Annotated in this window: 20 protein-coding genes; 11 read left to right on the forward strand and 9 right to left on the reverse strand. The window is 72.5% G+C overall.

Annotated elements, in window-relative coordinates:
* Positions 1-36 precede the first annotated feature (36 nt).
* Genes WBK31_RS05890 through WBK31_RS05910 form a run of 5 tightly spaced genes read right to left on the reverse strand, consistent with a single transcriptional unit; the run spans position 37 to position 4,220 of the window.
* Entirely contained in the window at positions 37-432 is a 396-nt protein-coding gene (locus tag WBK31_RS05890) for a hypothetical protein (RefSeq protein WP_364067488.1), read from the reverse strand.
* Positions 429-875, reverse strand: a complete 447-nt coding sequence (locus WBK31_RS05895; protein WP_364067490.1) for a hypothetical protein — start codon at positions 873-875, stop codon at positions 429-431. Before WBK31_RS05895 ends, WBK31_RS05890 begins: the two co-directional genes overlap by 4 nt.
* Positions 876-920: 45 nt before the next feature.
* Entirely contained in the window at positions 921-1,697 is a 777-nt protein-coding gene (locus tag WBK31_RS05900) for a carbon-nitrogen hydrolase family protein (RefSeq protein WP_364067492.1), read from the reverse strand.
* Positions 1,657-2,577 carry a DUF418 domain-containing protein gene (locus tag WBK31_RS05905; RefSeq protein ID WP_364067494.1) on the reverse strand — a complete coding sequence of 307 codons (921 nt, stop codon included), beginning with the start codon at positions 2,575-2,577 and terminating at the stop codon, positions 1,657-1,659. The genes WBK31_RS05900 and WBK31_RS05905 overlap by 41 nt, the downstream gene beginning before the upstream one ends.
* On the reverse strand, positions 2,574-4,220 hold the full coding sequence (locus WBK31_RS05910) for a hypothetical protein (RefSeq protein ID WP_406674437.1): 1,647 nt from the start codon (positions 4,218-4,220) through the stop codon (positions 2,574-2,576). The genes WBK31_RS05905 and WBK31_RS05910 overlap by 4 nt, the downstream gene beginning before the upstream one ends.
* A gap of 25 nt (positions 4,221-4,245) precedes the next feature.
* Here WBK31_RS05910 and WBK31_RS05915 point away from each other — a divergent pair, with 25 nt between their 5' ends.
* Entirely contained in the window at positions 4,246-5,412 is a 1,167-nt protein-coding gene (locus WBK31_RS05915; RefSeq protein ID WP_364067498.1) for a pyridoxal phosphate-dependent aminotransferase, read from the forward strand.
* Between the two features lie 28 nt (positions 5,413-5,440).
* On the opposite strand, the gene WBK31_RS05920 is transcribed toward WBK31_RS05915, so the two are convergent.
* Entirely contained in the window at positions 5,441-6,535 is a 1,095-nt protein-coding gene (locus WBK31_RS05920; protein WP_364067500.1) for an FUSC family protein, read from the reverse strand.
* Between the two features lie 75 nt (positions 6,536-6,610).
* On the reverse strand, positions 6,611-6,991 hold the full coding sequence (locus WBK31_RS05925; protein WP_406674438.1) for an alpha/beta fold hydrolase: 381 nt from the start codon (positions 6,989-6,991) through the stop codon (positions 6,611-6,613).
* Positions 6,992-7,082: 91 nt separating this feature from the next.
* Here WBK31_RS05925 and WBK31_RS05930 point away from each other — a divergent pair, with 91 nt between their 5' ends.
* From WBK31_RS05930 to WBK31_RS05965, 8 genes are all read left to right on the forward strand, one after another.
* Positions 7,083-8,174, forward strand: a complete 1,092-nt coding sequence (locus WBK31_RS05930) for a ring-opening amidohydrolase (protein ID WP_364067504.1) — start codon at positions 7,083-7,085, stop codon at positions 8,172-8,174.
* A 55-nt stretch (positions 8,175-8,229) separates the two neighbouring features.
* On the forward strand, positions 8,230-8,778 hold the full coding sequence (locus tag WBK31_RS05935) for an SseB family protein (RefSeq protein WP_364067506.1): 549 nt from the start codon (positions 8,230-8,232) through the stop codon (positions 8,776-8,778).
* A 185-nt stretch (positions 8,779-8,963) separates the two neighbouring features.
* The gene (locus WBK31_RS05940) at positions 8,964-9,545 is read left to right on the forward strand and encodes an A24 family peptidase (RefSeq protein ID WP_364067508.1); all 582 of its coding nucleotides are present in this window, start codon (positions 8,964-8,966) and stop codon (positions 9,543-9,545) included.
* A 44-nt stretch (positions 9,546-9,589) separates the two neighbouring features.
* Positions 9,590-10,771, forward strand: a complete 1,182-nt coding sequence (aroC, locus tag WBK31_RS05945) for a chorismate synthase (RefSeq protein ID WP_364067510.1) — start codon at positions 9,590-9,592, stop codon at positions 10,769-10,771.
* Entirely contained in the window at positions 10,768-11,271 is a 504-nt protein-coding gene (locus WBK31_RS05950; protein WP_378784384.1) for a shikimate kinase, read from the forward strand. Before aroC ends, WBK31_RS05950 begins: the two co-directional genes overlap by 4 nt.
* Positions 11,268-12,338 carry a 3-dehydroquinate synthase gene (aroB, locus tag WBK31_RS05955; protein ID WP_364067514.1) on the forward strand — a complete coding sequence of 357 codons (1,071 nt, stop codon included), beginning with the start codon at positions 11,268-11,270 and terminating at the stop codon, positions 12,336-12,338. Before WBK31_RS05950 ends, aroB begins: the two co-directional genes overlap by 4 nt.
* The gene (gene aroQ, locus WBK31_RS05960; RefSeq protein ID WP_364067516.1) at positions 12,335-12,769 is read left to right on the forward strand and encodes a type II 3-dehydroquinate dehydratase; all 435 of its coding nucleotides are present in this window, start codon (positions 12,335-12,337) and stop codon (positions 12,767-12,769) included. The genes aroB and aroQ overlap by 4 nt, the downstream gene beginning before the upstream one ends.
* Entirely contained in the window at positions 12,766-13,524 is a 759-nt protein-coding gene (locus tag WBK31_RS05965; protein ID WP_364067518.1) for an SGNH/GDSL hydrolase family protein, read from the forward strand. The genes aroQ and WBK31_RS05965 overlap by 4 nt, the downstream gene beginning before the upstream one ends.
* A 186-nt stretch (positions 13,525-13,710) precedes the next feature.
* Here WBK31_RS05965 and WBK31_RS05970 read toward each other — a convergent pair whose 3' ends face one another.
* Positions 13,711-15,711, reverse strand: coding sequence for an ATP-dependent DNA helicase (locus WBK31_RS05970; RefSeq protein ID WP_364067520.1), 2,001 nt, complete (start codon positions 15,709-15,711; stop codon positions 13,711-13,713).
* Positions 15,712-16,085: 374 nt separating this feature from the next.
* Between WBK31_RS05970 and WBK31_RS05975 the strand changes: the two genes are divergently transcribed.
* On the forward strand, positions 16,086-17,177 hold the full coding sequence (locus tag WBK31_RS05975) for a hypothetical protein (RefSeq protein WP_378784382.1): 1,092 nt from the start codon (positions 16,086-16,088) through the stop codon (positions 17,175-17,177).
* A gap of 80 nt (positions 17,178-17,257) precedes the next feature.
* A complete protein-coding gene (locus WBK31_RS05980; RefSeq protein WP_406674439.1) occupies positions 17,258-18,826 on the forward strand; it encodes a Na+/H+ antiporter in 1,569 nt (522 codons plus the stop codon).
* Positions 18,827-18,871: 45 nt separating this feature from the next.
* Here the strand turns inward: WBK31_RS05980 and WBK31_RS05985 are convergent, their stop codons facing one another.
* Positions 18,872-19,129: a UBP-type zinc finger domain-containing protein gene (locus tag WBK31_RS05985; RefSeq protein ID WP_364067526.1), complete on the reverse strand. Its 258-nt coding sequence runs from the start codon at positions 19,127-19,129 to the stop codon at positions 18,872-18,874.
* Positions 19,130-19,198 lie beyond the last annotated feature (69 nt).

Here is a 19,198-nt window from a genome sequence, read left to right on the forward strand (position 1 = left end):
GCGGAGGGCACCGCGACTCCGGCCCGCCGCAGCCCGCTAGGGCACCGGGATGCGTTCGATGCGGATGGAGGTGACCTCTTCGCGGGGCACGACGACCTCGTACGCCCCGTGATCGACCATCCAGTAGCCCAGCGCCTCGGCCTTCATCCCGCTGTGGCCGGTGTAGGCGATGTGCAGGCCGTCGTCGTCCTCGTCGAGCACGATGCACGGCTCGCCGCCGAACGCGCCGACGGTGCGGATGAGCACCAGCGACTCCACCTGGGAGCGCGGCACCGTCCGCCGCCAGTAGCCGGAGGCGGGCTCGAAGCCCTCCAGCTCGGTCTCGCTGAACAGCACCACCTGGTCGCTGTCGGGGCCGAGCGCCGCGGGCAGCGTGTGCTCGCCGAAGCGGGCGACGAAGCCCGAGGCGATCGGCGTGGTCTCGACGCTCATGCGGCGGGCCGCCAGGTCAGCCCGTCGTACTCGGCGAAGGGCCGCTCGCCCTCGGCGGTGACGTGGACGATCTGCGCCCCTGCCGGTATCGGCATGGGGATGGTGTGGAACTGCGGCACGACGTGCTCGGACGAGGTGGTGAACCCGTTGCCCGCGAACGGTGGCGCGTCGCTCCAGTCGCCGCCCATGTGGGGCCCGTAGGGCACCTGGTAGTTGTCGACGTCGCGGGCGTACCAGCGCATGACGTAGAGCTCGGGCACCTCGGCGAACAGCTCGGAGCCGTCGAAGGACAGATCGAGCCCGTAGAACAGCGCCTCGGGGGTGGTCAGCCTGACGCAGTCCTGGACGCGATAGACGTAGCCCGAGATGACCGTGCGCTTGCCCGACAGGTAGGGCACGAGCAGACGCGGCGGGACGACCTTCTGCATCTGCGTTCCACTCACGGGTCTACTTTACGATCGCTTGACCCCCGGATGGGCCACTCCCCGCTACAGAACGCGATGTTCGAGACACGGCAGGGTGGCGCGGGCGGTCGTCGTGAACTCGTGGTCGATCTCGACGAGGCGTACGCCGGGCCCGGTGCCCATGTCGGCGCGGACCACGCCGAGCGGATCGACCAGCATGCTGCGGCCCACGCCGTAGCCGTCGGACGACTCGGCGGGGTTGGGCGCCTGGCCGACGGCGGCGGTCCACATGGTGTTCTCCAGCGCCCGAGCCCTGACCAGGGTGATCCAGTGGTCCTCCTTGAGCGGCCCCGAGCCCCAGGCGGCGATCACCGCGAACAGCTCGGCGCCCTTGTCGACCAGCGCCCTGGCCAGCTCGGGGAAGCGCACGTCGTAGCAGGTGATCAGGCCCACCTTGAGCCCGGCGAGCTCGGCGACGACGGGCTCGGTGCCCGGCTCGACCAGATCGGACTCCTTCGCGCCGAACGAGTCGAACAGGTGGATCTTCCGGTACGCCGCCGCGATCGCGCCCTGGGCGTCGATGGCCACGGCGGTGTTGCGCACGCGGTCTTCGCCGGTCTCGAACGTGCCGGCGATCACCGCGATGCCGTGGGCGCGGGCCGACTCGGCGAGCCCGGACACGAAGGGGCCGTCGAGCGGCTCGGCGAGGCTCGTGATGCGCCGCCCGTAGCGGGTGAGCGTGGCCTCGGGGAAGATCGCAAGGTCGGCGCCTTCGGCGGCGGCGATCGCCTCCCTGGCCCTCTTGAGATTGGCAGACGGGTCAGGGGACACCTGGATCTGGCAGAGGGCGATGGTCGTCACGGCTTGACTCTAGCCGGTTCGGCACGGGACGGAAGTAGGTGAGGCAGCGCCAGATCCACTCCAGGGGCCCGTACCGGAACCGCCCGAGCCACCACCGGCTGAACAGCGCCTGGACGACCAGCGTCACCGCCGCAAGGGCGGGCACGGACCAGCGGGTCGGGTCGGCGTTGAGCAGCGGCACGGCGAGCACGATCACGGCGGTGCCGGTGACGTAGTTGGTCAGCGCCATCTTGCCGAGCGGCTCCAGCACCGCCGACAGGCGGGGGCGCAGCACGAGCAGCAGGCCCAGCGAGTACGCCGCCGCGCCCGTGATCGCGGCCACGTTGTAGACGGCGCCGTCGCCGGTGGCCCGCCCGGCGGCCGTCAGCAGCGCGGTCGCGAGCGCCGTGACCGCGAACCCCGGCAGCAGCAGCTCGCGCGGCGGCCGCAGCCGCCACAGCGCCATGCCGAGCAGGAACAGCCCGGGGATCAGCAGCACGCCGCCGCCCACCATCAGCCCCCAGATGGTGACGATGACGCCGAGCAGCAGCACCGGCAGCCCGCCCGGCAGGAACGAGGCGGGCAGCAGCACCAGCGCGCCGTAGAAGGCGTAGTCGGTCAGCACCTCGCCCTCGTAGAAGGCGTGCTGCACCTTGCCGATGCACAACAGCCAGAACAGCCGGCTCAGCAGCGCCCACCTGCTGTTGCCGCGCAGGAACAGCAGGAAGCTGATGCCGAACAGCATCGAGAAGATGGGGTAGAAGCGGCTCTGGAACAGGGTCTCGATCGTCCAGTCGAGCGGGACGCGCGGCTCCTTGTGGGTGTGCTGCCAGGTGTTGACCAGCATGATGCCGCCCACCGCGAAGCCGCGTAGGGCGTCGAGCTCACGGATGCGCGTCACAGGACCCAGGTGAACCACCATACGAGGAATCCCGCGCCGATGGCGGCCGCGGTGATCTGTGGCCACCTCCGGTTGTGCAAAAGCGCCGCCAGAGTGAGCACCACGGAGACGACCGCGAGCCAGGCGTACCACTCGATGATCGCCGGCACGCCGACGGTCAGGGCGCTGGCGTTGCTTGCGGCCAGTTCCCACACGGCCTGGCCGGTCAGCCCCGCGAACGCCAGCCCCGACAGCCCGCCGAACGCGGGCAGCGCGAGGCCCTTCAGCGCGGCCGTGACGAGCTGGATCAGGCAGGCCGCGGCGAACAGCGCGAACGGCACGGCCAGCCACGGCGTCTTCGCGATCTCGTACGGGGCTGCCGTCACGCGCAGCTCCACCGGCCGCGCCTCGGGGCAGGGGCCGGACGGCGGCGCCGCCGGGTCGGCCACGAACGCGGCTACCTTGCGCCGGGCGCAGTCGTCGGCGGCGAGGACGGAGTGAGACCTGTCGACTCGGGCGCCGAGCAGGGTGACCGGGGAAGCGGCCGGGTCGCGGCGGCCGGCCAGGACGTAGACGGGCGCTTTGAGCGTGGCCGTGGACAGCGCGGCGGGCTCGGGGGCTTCGGAGAGGTTCCAGGCGTCGCACACCGCCTTGTCGGCGGCGACGGTGAAGAGGCGGGACGCGGCGGGCGGGCGGCCGTCCTGGCAGCGTACGGCGTGATACAGTCCGGCCTCGCGCGCCGCGAGCTCGTCGCCGAGCCGCTCCACGAGCGGGCGCAGCAGCGCGTCGTCGCCCTCGGCCAGGGCGCTCACCAGCGCGGGCGCCACCGCGGCCGTCCCCGCGTCGCGCAGCGCCACGCCGAGCAGCGCGGCCAGGTCGTCGCCGCGCACCCGGGCCGTGAACTCCCTGCCGAGCAGCGGGTCCACCGCGCTCACCCGCGCCGGGCGGGCGTTCAGCCGGGCGACCGCCCGCTCGAAGGCGTCGCGCGCCCCCAGCCCGGCCATGACGGCGGCCGGGTCGTCCGCACCGTCGCCAGGCGGCGGGTACGAGCCGAGCACCACCGACCGCGTCCCCGCCGGATCGGCGGCGGCCACGGCCGCCATGACGCGGGCGGAGTAGCCGGTGCCGAGCAGGTTCCAGGTCTCGTAGCCGAGCTTGGAGCGCAGCGCGACCACGTCGGCCACGATCTCGCCCGTACGGTAGCCGCGCAGATCGACGCCCTGCCCGGCGAGCCGGTCGCGGCAGCGCGCGGCGGCGGCGCCCACGTCGGACGGCGGCTCGCGCAACCGCCCGAGCAGCGCCTGCGCCGTCTCGGGACAGGCCAGCGCGGGCCGCGACCACGCGCCGCCGCGCTGCTCGACCGTCACCACGTCACGGTCGGGGAACACGCGGGTCAGCCGCTCCAGGTGCCGCATCGACGGCGCGCCCGGCCCGCCGCCCATGAACACCACCGGGTCGGGCCTGCGGTCGCGGGCGAGCGAATGGCGCACCGCGTACGCCACCTTGATCGTGCGCCCGGGGGCCTCCCTGCGCTCGGGCACCTCGAGGAAGCCGCAGACCGTGCGGGCGGGCACGGGGACCGGGCAGGGACTCGGATCGGCCTGGGCCGGTGTCGCCGAGGGAGGCGCGGACAGGGCGAGGGCGAGCACGACCCGAATGAACACGGCACGAGACTAATAGTGTGGAGCCGTGACCGAACCACTTGTTGCCAGGATGCGCGCCTTCGGCACGACGATTTTCGCTGAGATGAGCGCGCTCGCCGTACAGACCGGATCGATCAACCTCGGGCAGGGCTTCCCCGACACCGACGGCCCGGCGGCGATGCTCGACCGCGCGGTGCAGGCGATCGGGGCGGGCGCCAACCAGTACCCGCCGGGGCCCGGCGTGCTGGAGCTGCGGCAGGCGGTCAGCGAGCACCGTTCGGCGCACTACGGGCTCACCTACGACCCGGTGAGCGAGGTCCTCGTCACGGTGGGCGCCACGGAGGCGGTGGCGGCGAGCGTGCTCGCGCTCTGCGAGCCCGGCGACGAGGTGGTCGTCTTCGAGCCCTACTACGACTCCTACGCCGCATCCATCGCGCTGGCGCAGGCCAGGCTGGTCCCCGTCACCATGCGCCCGGTCGAGGGCCGCTTCACCTTCGACCCCGGCGAGCTGCGCGCCGCCGTCACGCCGCGCACCCGCGCGATCCTGGTCAACTCCCCGCACAATCCCACCGGCACCGTCTTCACCCGCGACGAGCTGACCGTCATCGCCGAGCTGTGCCGCGAGCGCGACCTGATCGCCATCACCGACGAGGTGTACGAGCACCTCACGTTCGACGGCGTCGAGCACATCCCGATCGCGACGCTGCCCGGCATGCGCGAGCGCACGGTGATGATCTCCTCGGCGGGCAAGACGTTCTCGGTCACCGGCTGGAAGACCGGCTGGGTCTGCGCGCCGCCCGCCCTGGTCACGGCGGTCTCGACGGTCAAGCAGTTCCTCACCTTCACCGCGAGCGCGCCGTGGCAGCTCGCGGTCGCGTACGGGCTGCGCCACGAGATGGAGTGGGTGAAGGCGCTCGCCTCCGGGCTCCAGGACAAGCGCGACCGCCTCATGGAGGGGCTGGCGGCGGCCGGGTTCTCGGTGCTGCGGCCCGCCGGCACGTACTTCGTCCAGACCGACATCCGGCCGCTGGGCTTCGAGGACGGCCTTGAGCTGACCCGCCGCCTGCCCGAGCTGGCCGGCGTGGTCGCGATCCCCACGCAGGTCTTCTACGACCGCCCCGAGCGCGGCCGCCACTTCGTCCGTTTCGCCTTCTGCAAGAAGGAGGAGGTCATCGACGAGGCGGTCTCCCGCCTGAAGCGCCTGTCGGCCTGAGCGGGCGTCGCGGTCCGGCCGCGCGCGTCTAGCGGCGCTCGCCCTTGCTCGCCTCGTCCAGCGGGGTCAGCGCCGCCGTGGCCTCCTCGTGCTCCATGCCGGTCGCCTGCAGCAGGTCCACCACGACCGAGCGCAGCTGGGCGATGATGACGTGCGCGGAGAAGCCCAGGCCCTTCGGGCGTTCCCTGGCGGCCACCGCGAGCAGCGCGTGGCGGGCCAGCGAGGGCTCACGTCCCGCGCCCAGCTCGAGCTGCAGCAGCAGCGCCGCCTCCGACACCTCGCGCATCGCCTCGGCCAGCGCCGCCGGGGGCGGGCTCGCCTCGCCGAGCGACGCCAGCGTCCGCCTGACCAGCACCCGGGTGTTGCGCAGCGCCAGGTCGACCGGCATGGCGGCGGTCTCGTACCGCGCCAGCCGGGCGCGCCGGTGCCAGTGCAGCGGGGAGATCATGGCGATCTCCTTGCTGGTCTCCAGCGCGGCCTCGAACTCGGCGACGGCGGCCTGCGTCGTACGGGCCTCCTCCAGCGCCTCGGCCGCCAGCTCCACGTCGCGCTTCTCGATCGCCTCGGCGGCGCGCTCCATCACGGTGGACAGCGCGTCGAGCACCCCCGACAGGTGTTTGGCCGCGATCGAGAACGGGCTCGCGGGCATCAGCGCCACCGCCGCGATGCCGACGATGCCGCCGGTGAGGGCGTCGAGCATCCGGTCGAGCCCGCCCACGTTCTCGCCCGGCAGCAGCGTGGCGACCAGCACCGCAGACGAGCCCGCCTGCGCGACGAACAGCGCCCCGCTGTTGAGCAGCACCGCCACCGTCATCGCCAGCGCCACGACCAGCGCGAGCTGCCAGGCGCCCGAGCCGATCCAGGACACCAGCAGGTCGCCCACGCCGACGCCGAGGCTCACCCCGACGACCAGCTCCACCAGCCGCCGCAGCCGCTGCCCGAGCCCGACGCCGATGCAGATCAGCACGGAGATCGGGGCGAAGAAGGGCCGGGGGTGGCCGAGCAGCTCGATGGCGATGAGCCAGGCGATGCCCGAGCCGACCGCGCATTGCGCGATGGAGGGCGCCGTCAGGGCGAACGTGCCCAGCCGTTCCTTGACGAGGTCGCTGAGCCTGGTACGCACCCCATCTACAATGGCGGATCTTTGTGACATCAAGGTCAAGTTTGCACCATATAACCCCTTTTATTGTGGATGGGGTCACATGGTGGACTCGTCGAGGAACGCGTCGACCGCCCGCAGGAACTCCTCGCGCGCTCCCACGTGGATCAGATGCCCCGCCTCGATCGTGACCAACCGTGCTCCCGGGATGCGCCCGGCGATGTCCGCCGCGTCGAGCGGGCTCGCCGCGCCGCCGGACAGCACCAGCGTGGGCGCCTTGATCGTGCCCAGCCCGGCCACCCAGGCGGGGTCGGGATCGATGAGCCGGCGTTCGGTCTCGTGCATCATCCGCCAGTCGAACGGCGCGGGACCGTCCTCCTCGATGGGCGGCCGTCCGGTGATCGGATGGTCGCTCCCGCCGTGCCCGCGCAGATCGGGGACGATGACGTGGCGACGGCCGCGATGAGCGCAGGTTGACATCACCGCCGGTCTACGTGGGCACACATTGACCATGAACCCCGCTGGCCGGCTCGGTAGCGTCAGCGGAAACCGGGCAGGAGGAGGGCAACGCATGCCGGAACCGATCGAAGTGCGCAAGGTGCCGATCGAGAGCGTCACCGACGCCTCCGGCCTGTCACGCCTCATCGACGACGGCGTGATCGAGGCCGCACGCGTGCTCGCCGTCATCGGCAAGACCGAGGGCAACGGCGGCGTCAACGACTACACGCGCATCCTGGCCGACCGCGCCTTCCGCGAGGTGCTGGCCGAAAACGGGCATCCGGCGCCGGAGAGCGTGCCGCTGGTGTGGTCGGGCGGCACCGACGGCGTGCTCAGCCCGCACGCGACCATCTTCGCCACCACGGCGGACGCCCCCGCGACGGACGAGCCGCGGCTGTCGGTCGGCGTGGCCATGAGCGAGGTCATCCTGCCCGAGGACATCGGCCGCCCGGCCATGGTGGAGAAGGTCGCGGCGGGCGTACGCGAGGCCATGAAGATCGCCGGCATCGACGACCCGCGCGACGTGCACTACGTACAGACCAAGACGCCGCTGCTCACGCTCGCGACGATCAGCGACGCCAAGAGCCGCGGGCAGACCACCGCCATCGAGGAGACCGGCCCCTCGATGGACCTGTCCAACTCCACCGCCGCGCTCGGCATCGCGGTCGCGCTCGGCGAGATCGAGATGCCCCGCGAGGACCAGATCCACACGGACCTGTCGCTGTACTCCTCGGTTGCCTCCTGCTCGTCCGGCGTCGAGCTCGACCGGGCGCAGATCGTGCTGGTCGGCAACGTACGCGGGATCGGCGGGCGCTACCGCATCGGCCACAGCGTCATGAAGGACGCGCTCGACGCCGACGGCATCTGGGAGGCCATCAGGGACTCCGGCATCCCGCTGCCCGAACGCCCCCACCCGTCCGATCTGAAGGGCCGGCTGGTGAACGTCTTCATGAAGTGCGAGGCCGACCCGTCGGGGCGGGTGCGCGGGCGGCGCAACATCATGCTGGACGACTCCGACGTGCACTGGCATCGGCAGATCAAGGCCGCCGTCGGCGGTGTCGCGGCCTCGGTGACCGGGGATCCCGCGGTGTTCGTGTCGGTGGCGGCCGTGCACCAGGGGCCGTCGGGCGGCGGCCCGGTCGCGGCCATCGCCGACCTGGGCTAGCACCCGGCCGGTCTTCCGGCGGGAGCGGGGCGGGCGCCGGATAGGCTCGTACGTTGTGCCGAACATCCCGCAACCACTCGACCCGCACGACGACGGCTCCGCCGCCCCCGCCGTGACCGCCGCACTGGCCGCCTACGACGCGGGCACCGGCGGCCCCGCTGAGGTGCTCAACGCGCTCAGCACGGCCCGCCTGCTGGTCCCCGTGGTCGCGCTGCTGACCGAGACCGAGGTCGGCGCCCACGGGCTGCGGCAGGAGAAGGAGAGCGAGATGGCGCTGCCCAAGCTCGTCGGCAAGGACGGCAGGCAGGCGGTGCTCGCGTTCACCGGCACGGAGTCGCTGACCCGCTGGCGGCCCGACGCCCGCCCCATCCAGGCCACCACGCTGCAGGTCTGCAAGGCCGCCGTGCAGGAGCAGGCGGCGGCGGTCGTGGTGGACGTCGCGGGTCCCGTGCAGTTCGTGATCGAGGGCGACGTGCTCGCCGCGCTGGCCGCCGTCGAGTCCGGCACGGTGAGCGAGCTGAGCGGGGTCACCGTGGCCAGGGTCGCCCCCGGCCCGGCACCGGCCAAGCCCAAGCGGCGGTGGTTCTCCAGAAAGAGCCGCTGACCCGCGGCCCTGGGGCGTGATCCGCGCGAAGCAGCCGGGCGGGCCGCCGACCGCGCGGGATGTGATCCGGGCGGGCGGGCCGCTGACCGCGCGGGATGCGATCCGGGCGGGCGGGCCGCTCGCCGCGCCATACCCGTTGCGCGCATCGGCCGCGGGAGGGCGGGGAGCGGGCTAGGTTCTGCGGCGTGCTCGCACTCATGGCGGCGATCGGCCTGATCTGCGGCGCCCGGATCAGGGCGCTGGCCGGCACCTACGACGACGGCCACGCGCCGGCACCGGGCCCCCTGGTGATCGAGCTGGCCGCCGCGGCCCTGGTGACCGTGATCGCGTGGCGGGCCGGTCCCGCGTACGCGTGCTTCGCCGTCATCGGCACCGCCCTGGCCGTCATCGACTGGCGCACGTACACGCTGCCCGACGCGATCACGCTGCCGGCGTACCCGATCATGGCGCTCGCGCTCCTTCCGGCGGGAGAGCTGCCGGCCGCGCTGGCCGGCGGTGCCGCGCTCATCGCGGTCTACGGCGTGCTGTGGCTGGTCAGGCCGGAGGCGATGGGGTTCGGCGACGTCAAGCTCGCCGGGCTCATCGGCATGGCGTGCGGCCCGCTGGGCTGGCCCGCGGTCGCCGCGGCGGCACTCGCCGGGCAGGTGTTCGGCGCCCTGTACGCCCTGTTCCTCCTGCTGTCCCGGCGCGGCACCCGGGACACCCAGTTCCCCTTCGGCCCCTTCATGCTGCTCGGCGCGTTCACGACACTCTGTCTCGCTGGGTGAGCGGAGGGACATCCCACTCGGTGGCACGTGGAAGACTTGTACGCATGTTGCGCTGGTTGACCGCCGGAGAGTCCCACGGGCCCGAACTCGTCGCGATCCTCGAGGGCCTGCCGGCCGGGGTCGAGGTGACCACGGCCGACATCGACGAGGCCCTGCGCCGCCGCAGGCTCGGCTATGGCCGCGGCGCGCGGATGAAGTTCGAGCAGGACAAGGTGACGATCGTCGGAGGCGTACGCCACGGCCGCACCATGGGCAGCCCCGTCGCCATCCGCGTCGGCAACACCGAGTGGCCCAAGTGGGAGAAGGTCATGGCGGCCGACCCCGTCGACCCCGCCGAGATCGAGGGCCTGGCGCGCAACGCCCCCAGGTCCCGCCCGCGCCCCGGCCACGCCGACCTGGCCGGCATGCAGAAGTACGGCTTCGACGACGCCCGCAACGTCCTCGACCGGGCGAGCGCCCGTGAGACCGCCGCCCGCGTCGCGCTCGGCGAGGTTGCGCGGCGCTTCCTCAAGCAGGCGCTCGGCGTCGACATCGTCAGCCACGTCACCGAGATCGGCGGCGCCCGCACCCCGGCCGAGACGCTGCCCGGCCCCGGCGACCTCGCCAGGATCGACGCCGACCCGGTCAGGTGCGCCGACCCCGAGGGCAGCGCCGCCATGGTCGCCGTCATCGATAAGGCGCACAAAGACGGCGACACGCTCGGCGGCGTCGTCGAGGTCCTCGCCTACGGCCTGCCGCCCGGCCTCGGCAGCTACACCCACTGGGACCGCAGGCTCGACTCCCGGCTGGCCGGCGCGCTCATGGGCATCCAGGCGATCAAGGGCGTCGCGGTCGGCGACGGCTTCGAGACCGCGCGCAGGCCCGGCTCCCGCGCCCACGACGAGATCGAATACAGCACCGAAGACGGCGTGCGCCGCATCACCAACCGCGCGGGCGGCGTCGAAGGCGGCATGACCAACGGCGAGATCCTGCGGGTCAGCGCCGCCATGAAGCCCATCTCCACGGTGCCGAGGGCGCTGGCCACGATCGACGTCAAGACCGGCGAGGCGGCCAAGGCCCACCACGAGCGCTCCGACGTGTGCGCCGTGCCCGCGGCCGGCGTCGTGGCCGAGGCGATGGTCGCGCTGGTGCTGGCCGACGCGGCGCTCGAGAAGTTCGGCGGCGACTCCGTCGAGGAAGTCGCCCGCAACCTGTCCGGCTACCTCTCTTCTATGGTGATCAAATGACAGCCAAGGCCGTGCTCATCGGGCCTCCGGGATCCGGCAAGACCACGCTCGGGCGGCTGCTCGCCGAGCGGCTCGGCGTCGGGTTCCGCGACACCGACGCCGACGTCGAGGCGGTGGCGGGCAAGCCCGTCTCCGACATCTTCGTCGAGGACGGCGAGGAGCGCTTCCGCGAGCTCGAACACGAGGCCGTGCGCCGCGCGCTGGCCGAGCACGACGGCGTCCTGTCGCTCGGCGGCGGCGCCGTGCTGCACGAGGAGACGCAGGCCCTGCTTGAGGGACACCACGTCGTCTACCTCCAGGTCGGGCTGGCCGACGCGGTCCAGCGGGTCGGCCTGGCCAGCGCCCGCCCGCTGCTGGTGCTCAACCCGCGCAGCAGGCTCAAGGCGCTGATGGAGGAGCGCCTGCCCATCTACGAGCGGCTGGCCAAGATGACCGTGGTGACCGACAAGCGGGAGCCCGAAGAGCTGGCCGACGAGATCATGAAGGGGCTGCCCGGGTGAGCGCCACCAGGATCCACGTGCGGGGCGACAGCCCGTACGACGTCGTCGTCGGCACCGGCGTGCTCGCCGAGCTGACCACGCTGCTCAAGCCCGGCGTGCGCACCGTCGCCGTCATCGCGCCCGAGACGCTGCCCGAGATCACCAGGCCGGTCCGCGAGGCGCTCGAAGGCGCCGGCTACGAGGTGGCCGAGCTGACCGTGCCCGACGGCGAGCAGTGCAAGACCGTCGAGGTGGCCGCGCGGCTCTGGTCCGAGCTGGGCCGCCACGGCGTGACCCGCTCCGACGCCGTGGTGGGCGTCGGCGGGGGCGCGACCACCGACCTCGCCGGGTTCGTGGCCGCCACGTGGCTGCGCGGCGTCCAGGTGGTGCTCGTGCCCACCACGCTGCTCGCCATGGTCGACGCCGCCGTCGGCGGCAAGAACGGCATCGACACCGCCGAGGGTAAGAACCTCGTCGGCACCTTCCTGCCGCCCGCCGGCGTGCTGTGCGAGCTGTCCACGCTGGCCGGGCTGCCCAAGGCCGACTACGTCGCGGGCCTCGCCGAGATCATCAAGGGCGGCTTCATCGCCGACCCCGAGATCCTGCGGCTCGTCGAGTCCGACCCCGAGGCCGCCACCCGCCCCGACGGCCCGCACACCCGCGAGCTGATCGAGCGCAAGATCCGGGTCAAGGCCGACGTCGTGGGCGCCGACCTGCGCGAGGCCGGGTTGCGTGAGATCCTCAACTACGGCCACACGCTCGCCCACGCCATCGAGCGCGACGAGCACTACACGATCCGCCACGGCGAGGCCGTCGCCATCGGCATGGTCTACGCCGCCGAGCTGTCCAGGCTGTCCGGCCGCGCCGACGTCGTCGACCGCACCCGCTCCATCCTCACCTCCGTGGGCCTGCCGATCAGCCACCGCGCCGACGCCTGGCCGCGGCTGCGCGACCACATGCGGCTCGACAAGAAGAACCGCGGCGCCAAGCAGCGGTTCGTCGTGCTCGACGACCTGGCCAGGCCCGGCCGCCTCGAAGACCCCGCGGAAGAGCTGCTCGAAGCCGCCTACAAGGAGATCTCCGCATGATCCTCGTCCTCAACGGCCCCAACCTGGGCCGGCTCGGCGTCCGCGAGCCCGACGTCTACGGCTCCGAGACTCTGGAGGACCTCGCCGCCCTCTGCCGCGACACCGGCCGCAAGCTCGGCCACCACGTCGAGGTGCGCCAGACGGACGACGAGGCCGAGATGATCGGCTGGATCCACGAGGCGTGCGACGGCCGCATCCCGGTGGTGCTCAACCCCGCCGCGTTCACCCACTACTCCTACGCGCTCAAGGACGCCATCGCCCAGCGCACCGCCCCGCTCATCGAGGTTCACATCTCCAACCCCGCGGCGAGGGAAGAGTTTCGCCATACCTCCGTCGTGGCCGGGGTGGCGACGGGCACGATCGCCGGCTTCGGACTACAGTCATACGTCCTTGCGCTGCACGCTATCGCGGAGATGATCACCACCTCATGAGGCACTACAAGTCCTTCGTCGCGCTCGGCGACAGCTTCACAGAAGGACTGAACGATCCCGGTCCGGACGGGCACTACCGTGGCTGGGCCGACCGGGTGGCCGAGCGGCTCGCCGCCGATGACCCCTCCTTCCGCTACGCCAACCTCGCCGTCCGCGGCAAGCTCCTCGACCAGGTCGTGGCCGAGCAGGTGCCGCCGGCCGTCGACATGGCGCCCGACCTGGTCAGCTTCTGCGCCGGAGGCAACGACCTGCTCAGGCCGGGCAGCGACCCCGACGTGATGGCCAAGACGCTCGCGCGGGCCGTGCGCGACCTGCGCTCCGGCGGGGCCGACGTGCTGCTGTTCACCGGGGTGGACCCGCGTGACACGCCCATCATGCGCCGCCTGCGCGGCAAGTTCGCCATCTACTACCTGCACCTGCGCTCCATCGCCGACCTGTACGGCTGCAAGCTCGTCGACCAGTGGTCCATGCAGGGGCTACGCGACTGGCGGGCCTGGAGCGCCGACCGGCTGCACATGAACGAGGACGGTCACCGGCTGGTGGCCGCCCGCGTGCTCGACGTGCTGGGCGTGCCGTTCGAGGAGGACTGGCGCAAGGAGTGGCCGCCGCGCACCGTCGATCCCCGCACCCGGCGGCGCGAGGACGCCCAATGGATCAAGGAGCACCTGGTGCCGTGGGTGTCGCGCCGGATCCGCGGCGTCTCCTCCGGCGACGGCCTCTCGCCGAAGCGCCCCGAGCTCGCCCCCTGGGCCTGATCGCTCGGCCGGGCGGCGCGCTGTAGGACAGCCTCCAGGACAGCCAGGCCCCGACGGTCTCGGGCCTGTCGTCCAGGACGATCAGCCGCCCGTCCCGCAGTCCCAGCCGCCATGGTTCCCTGAGCGGTTCGCCGGGGTGGATGCCATCACCGACGGAGCCCGCCCCCGCCGTCGCCGGCGGGGACGTCAGGAGGAGGCGGCGGCGAGGCGCTTGAGCGCGGCGCGCGGAACGGCCGGGTCGGTGGTGCGCCAGAACGGCGGCAGCGAGCCCAGCAGGAACCCGCTGTAGCGGGCCGTCACCAGCCGCGGATCGAGCACCGCGATGACCCCCTTGTCGTCCTGCGACCGCAGCAGCCGCCCGACGCCCTGCGCCAGCAGCAGCGCGGCGTGGTTGGCCGCCACGGCCATAAACCCGTTGCCGCCCTTGGCGGCCACGTGGCGCTGCCTGGCGGAGGTCAGCGGGTCGTCGGGACGGGGGAACGGCACCCGGTCGATGATGACCAGCCGCAGCGAGGGCCCGGGGACGTCGACGCCCTGCCACAGCGACAGCGTCCCGAACAAGCAGGTCGGCTCGTCCTCCGCGAACTGCTTGACCAGCAGCATCGTCGAGTCGTCGCCCTGGCACAGCAGCGGCACGTCGAGCCGGTCGCGCAGCGCCTCGGTCGCCGCCTTGGCGGCGCGCATCGAGGAGAACAGCCCCAGCGTGCGCCCGCCGGCCGCCTCGATCAGCTCGGCGATCTCGTCGAGGTACGCCTGCGGCAGCCCGTCGCGGCCCGGCTGGGGGAGGTGTTTGGCGACGTACAGGATGCCCGAGCGCGGATGGTCGAAGGGCGAGCCGACGTCGATGCCCTGCCAGTCCTTACCGGCCTCGCCGAGCCCCCACTGGGCGGCCAGCGCGTCGAACGTGCCGCCGAGCGCCAGCGTGGCCGAGGTGAGCACGACCGTGCGCTCGCCGAACAGCTTGTCGCGCAGCATGCCGCTGACGCTGAGCGGCGCCACCCGCAGCACGGGCGGGCGGCGGTCGCTGCCCGGGTCGAGCCAGACGACCTCGGCGCGGTCGGCCTCGGTGGCGTGGCCGTAGGCGTCGAGCATGCGCACGGCGGTGTCGTGCACCTCGTCGAGCGCGGTGAACGCGGCCTTGCGCTGGCCCGCCTTGTCGGGGTCGTCTTTGTCGGCGTTGCGCGGCCCCAGGGCGGTGATGCAGCGCCAGGCGGTGTCGCGGATGGCCTGCAGGGTCAGCCCCAGCACCTGCGGCAGCTCGTCGATGCGGCCGGGCGGCGCGGCGGCCAGCAGCGCCTTGAGGTCTTCGCCCGCCTCCATGAGCTGGTCGGCGATGGGCTGGTCGATGAGGCGGCCCACGCGGCGTACGGCGAGCATGACCGACGCCTCCGACAGCTCCGACGTCACCACGGACGTCACCCTGTCGACCAGCTCGTGCGCCTCGTCGACCACCACGACCTCGTGCTCGGGCAGCACCGGCAGCTCGCCCATGGCGTCGATGGCGAGCAGCGCGTGGTTGGTCACGACGACGTCGGCCTCGCCCGCGCGCGCCCTGGCCAGCTCGGCGAAGCACTCCGCGCCGCTCGGGCAGCGGCTCGCGCCCAGGCACTCCTGCGCGCTCACCGAGAACTGCCGCCACGCCTGGTCGCTCACGCCCGGCACCAGCTCGTCGCGGTCGCCGGTCTCGGTCTCCTCGGCCCACTGCTGGATGCGCTGCACCATGCGCCCGGTGGCGCTCACCTCGCGCGGGTCGAAGAGCTGGTCCTGCTCGTCCTCCTCGGGCCAGCCGGCGGACGCCTTGTAGCGGCACAGGTAGTTACGGCGGCCCTTGAGTATCGCGTACGTCGGCTCGTGCGGCAGCTCCTTGCCGAGCGCCTCAGCCAGGCGGGGCAGGTCGCGATCGACGAGCTGGCGCTGCAGCGCGATGGTGGCGGTGGAGACCACGACGGGTTTGTCGCTGTCCATCGCGTGGCGGATGGACGGCACCAGATAGGCCAGCGACTTTCCCGTGCCCGTGCCCGCCTGGACGGCCAGATGCTCCTTGGCGTCGATGGCGCGTTGCACGGCCCGCACCATGGTGATCTGGCCTTCGCGTTCGCTTCCTCCAAGAGCGCTGACCGCGATGCTGAGCAGTTCTTCCACTGGCGGGAGATGGGAATCGGGCACGGCAGTAAACGCTACCCGCATTCCGGGGCCGCCGCGCCGAACGCGGTGTGATCGGCCAGACGCATCCCGGCGTTCCGGAAAACTCCCGGCGGGTTGCGTGGCACACTGGGCGATCGGAACGCCAACTGGTAGGTGGGGGATTTCACCGGACGTGACCAGGGGGGTTCTGGGAGTATATGGGAAGGCCGGTTAAGTAGGGTTTTCCGGGGTTGAGTGGACGAATAAAGGCTGGTTAAAGCAGTATGTCTGCCATGTCGGAAGTTGTCCCGTTGCCGTCGTTCGGCGAAGTCTTCTTCGATGCGCGAGGTCAGGAGCGGTGTCTGCGTGTCACGTGGCATGAGGGCACCCTCGTCCTCAGCCTGTGGCGCGGGGAGATGTGCACTGCGAGCTTCCGCATGCCGATGGAGGATGTCGGCCGGCTGCTCGACACCCTCGACGAGGGGTACGCCGAGGCGACCGGCGAGCAGGCCGCCGTGCCCGCGCACGACCCGGGCACCGAGGTCATCCCCGGCACCGGCCAGTACCACCGGCCGCCCCAGCCCGGGCAGGCCCCGCCCCAGCAGGCCCAGCAGGACCGGCAGCACGCGCAGCAGCCCGCCCAGCAACGCGGACAGCAGGAGCGGCAGCAGCCGCAGCACGCGCAGGCCTCGCCGCTCGACGACCGCCCGACGGCGGCGCTCTCGCCGAACGACGTGCTGGTGGCCAGGGGCAACCCGCCGCAGGACAAGCTCGTCGCCTCGTACGGCGACTCGGGCGCGCGCGACGCCTACGGCGAAACCACCGCGCCCCGCGAGTCCTTCAAAGACCAGCGCGCCCCCTTCACGGGCCCGCAGTACGTCGACTCGACCGCCCCGCAGCCGAAGTACACCGGCGACCCCTTCAGCGGCCCGCAGTACACCGGCGACCCGCTCAGCGATCCCCGCTACGCCCAGCCGCAGGGCCGCCAGGCCGAGCCGTTCACCGGCCCGCAGTACGTGGATCAGGACCGCGGCTACCAGATGCCCGCCGAGCAGCGCCGACCGTCGCCGGTGAACACCGACCCGCTCGGCTTCCCCTCGCAGGCCGCCGACCCGTACCAGCAGTCGCAGCCGCGCCGCGACCAGTACTCCGCCGACCCCTACCCTTCTGACCCGTACCCGTCCGACCCGTACGGTGGCCGGCGTTCCGACGGCTACGCCCAGCCCCAGCAGCAGGCCCAGCCGCAGCCGACCGTGGCGGGCCTCGGCACGCCCATGCACGGCATCCCCGGCGCGGGCCGCCGCCGCCCGGCGCCTCAGCCCGCCGCCGACGACTACGGCTCCTACCAGAACCCGGCGGCCAACCCGGTCGACCCGCTGCTGTCGCTCGGCCGGCAGGAGCAGCAGTACCCGCAGTCCGAGGCCGAGATGACCCGCCCGTACGTGGACCCCATGTTCTCCACGGGCGAGCGCCTGCGCCCCGAGCAGCAGCCGGACTACCACGAGAGAAGCGACCGCAGGGAGTGGTGAAACCCGGCCTCCCACCGCCAGGTACGCTTCAGCGCGGAACGACCTGCTGAGGCGATCACATCCAGACGCGGGGGGCACTCGTGGGTTCGAGCGGTGGCCTGCAACTGCTGTTGCTGGCCGGCGGCGCGGTCGCGGTCGCGGCGCTCGCACGGCGGCACAACTGGCCGGCTCCGCTGCTGCTGGTGGCGGCCGGGCTGGTGGTCTCGCCGCTGCTGCCCGAGGTGCCGCTCGACCCCGAGCTGGTGCTCTACGTCTTCCTGCCGCCGCTGCTCTACTCCGCCGCGCTCAACAGCTCCTATCAGCGGCTGCGCGACGTCAGGCGTCCCGTCGCGCTGCTGTCGGTGGGGCTGGTGCTGTTCACCGCGGTCGTGGCCGGGCTGCTCGTCCACCTGCTGCTGCCGAGCCTGCCGCTCACGCTGGCGTTCGCGCTCGGCGCGATCATCGCGCCGCCCGACGCGGTGGCCGCCGTCGCGGTCGGCCGCAGGCTCGGGCTGCCGCGCAGGACGCTGACCATCCTCGTCGGCGAGAGCCTGTTCAACGACGCCACCGCGCTCACCCTCTACAGGGTCGCCATCGGGGCGGCCACCGGCGGCGCGATCAGCCTCTGGGCGGGCCTCGGCGAGTTCCTGCTGGCCGCGCTCGGCGGGGTGGCCATCGGCCTGGCGCTGGCGCTGGCGTGCGCCTGGGTGCTCGAACGCCTCAGCGACTCGATGGTCGAGACCACGGTGATGCTGCTCATCCCGTTCGGCGCGTACCTCGCCGGCGAGTCGCTGCACGCCTCCGGCGTGATCGCCGTCGTGGTCGTCGGACTCTACCTCGGCCACCGCATGCACCTGCGCGGCTTCAGCACCCGGCTGGTGGCCGGCGCCGTCTGGAAGGTCGTCGCCTTCTTCCTCGAAGCGATCGTGTTCGCGCTGATCGGGCTGCAGCTCGTGCCCGTCGTGCGCGGCATCACGGGCTACCGGCCCTGGGAGGTGGCGCTCTACGCGGCGGTGGTGCTGGCCGCGGTGATCGCCGCCAGGTTCGCCTGGGTGTTCGCGCTGGCGCCGCTCATCAGGGCGGCACCCAGGACCGATGTCCGGCAGGCCGTGGTGCTCAGCTGGGCGGGCATGCGCGGCGTGGTCTCGCTGGCGGCCGCGTTCGCCATCCCCGAGAGCGTGCCCGCGCGCGACCGGGCGCTGCTGCTGTTCCTGACGTTCACCACCGTGATCGGCACGCTGCTCATCCAGGGCACCACGTTCCCCACGCTGATCAGGAAGCTGCACGTGTCGACCAGGAAGGAGCGCTATGAGGACCTGCTCGCCGAGGCGGCCGCCCAGCAGGCGGCGCTGGAGGCGGGGCAGGCGGAGCTCGACCGGCTCGTCGCCGAGCTGGGCCACGAGCCCGACAAAATCCAGAAACAGGTCATCGACCAGCTCAGGGAGAACGCCTGGTGGCGGTCGCTGGCCGCCTGGGAACGCCTCGGCGGCGGCACCGGGCCAGACGGCGCCGAGACGCCGAGCACGCTCTATCGCCGGATGCGGCGCGAGATGCTGAAGGCCGAGCGCAAGGTCTTCGTCCGCCTGCGCGACGAGCGGCGCCTGGACGACGAGGTGCTGCGCCAGGTGATGACCCAGCTCGACTTCGAAGAGGCCATGCTCGACCGCTGACGCCCCGGATGCTTCGGGAAGCCGCGAGCGGGAGCCCCGGTGGGGTCAGCCCAGCTCGTTGTCCACGAAGCACCAGCGCCAGGTCTCACCCGGCTGGAACGACTGGATGACCGGATGTTCGGTCTCGTGGAAGTGCGCGGTGGCGTGCTTGCCGGGGGAGGAGTCGCAGCAGCCGATGTGGCCGCACTCCAGGCAGCGCCGCAGATGCACCCACGGCCAGCCGAGGGACAGGCACTCCTCGCACCCGTCCGGCGTCTTCGCGGGCGGGTCGCCCGCCTGTGCCAGATGCTCGCACGTCGCCATGGGGAAATCCTATGCCCGGCGAAACGATCACCCATGGGGCGGGGCAGGGGCATGGGGACGCGTAGGATG

Source organism: Nonomuraea sp. N2-4H (assembly GCF_045291505.1).
GTDB lineage: Bacteria > Actinomycetota > Actinomycetes > Streptosporangiales > Streptosporangiaceae > Nonomuraea > Nonomuraea fastidiosa.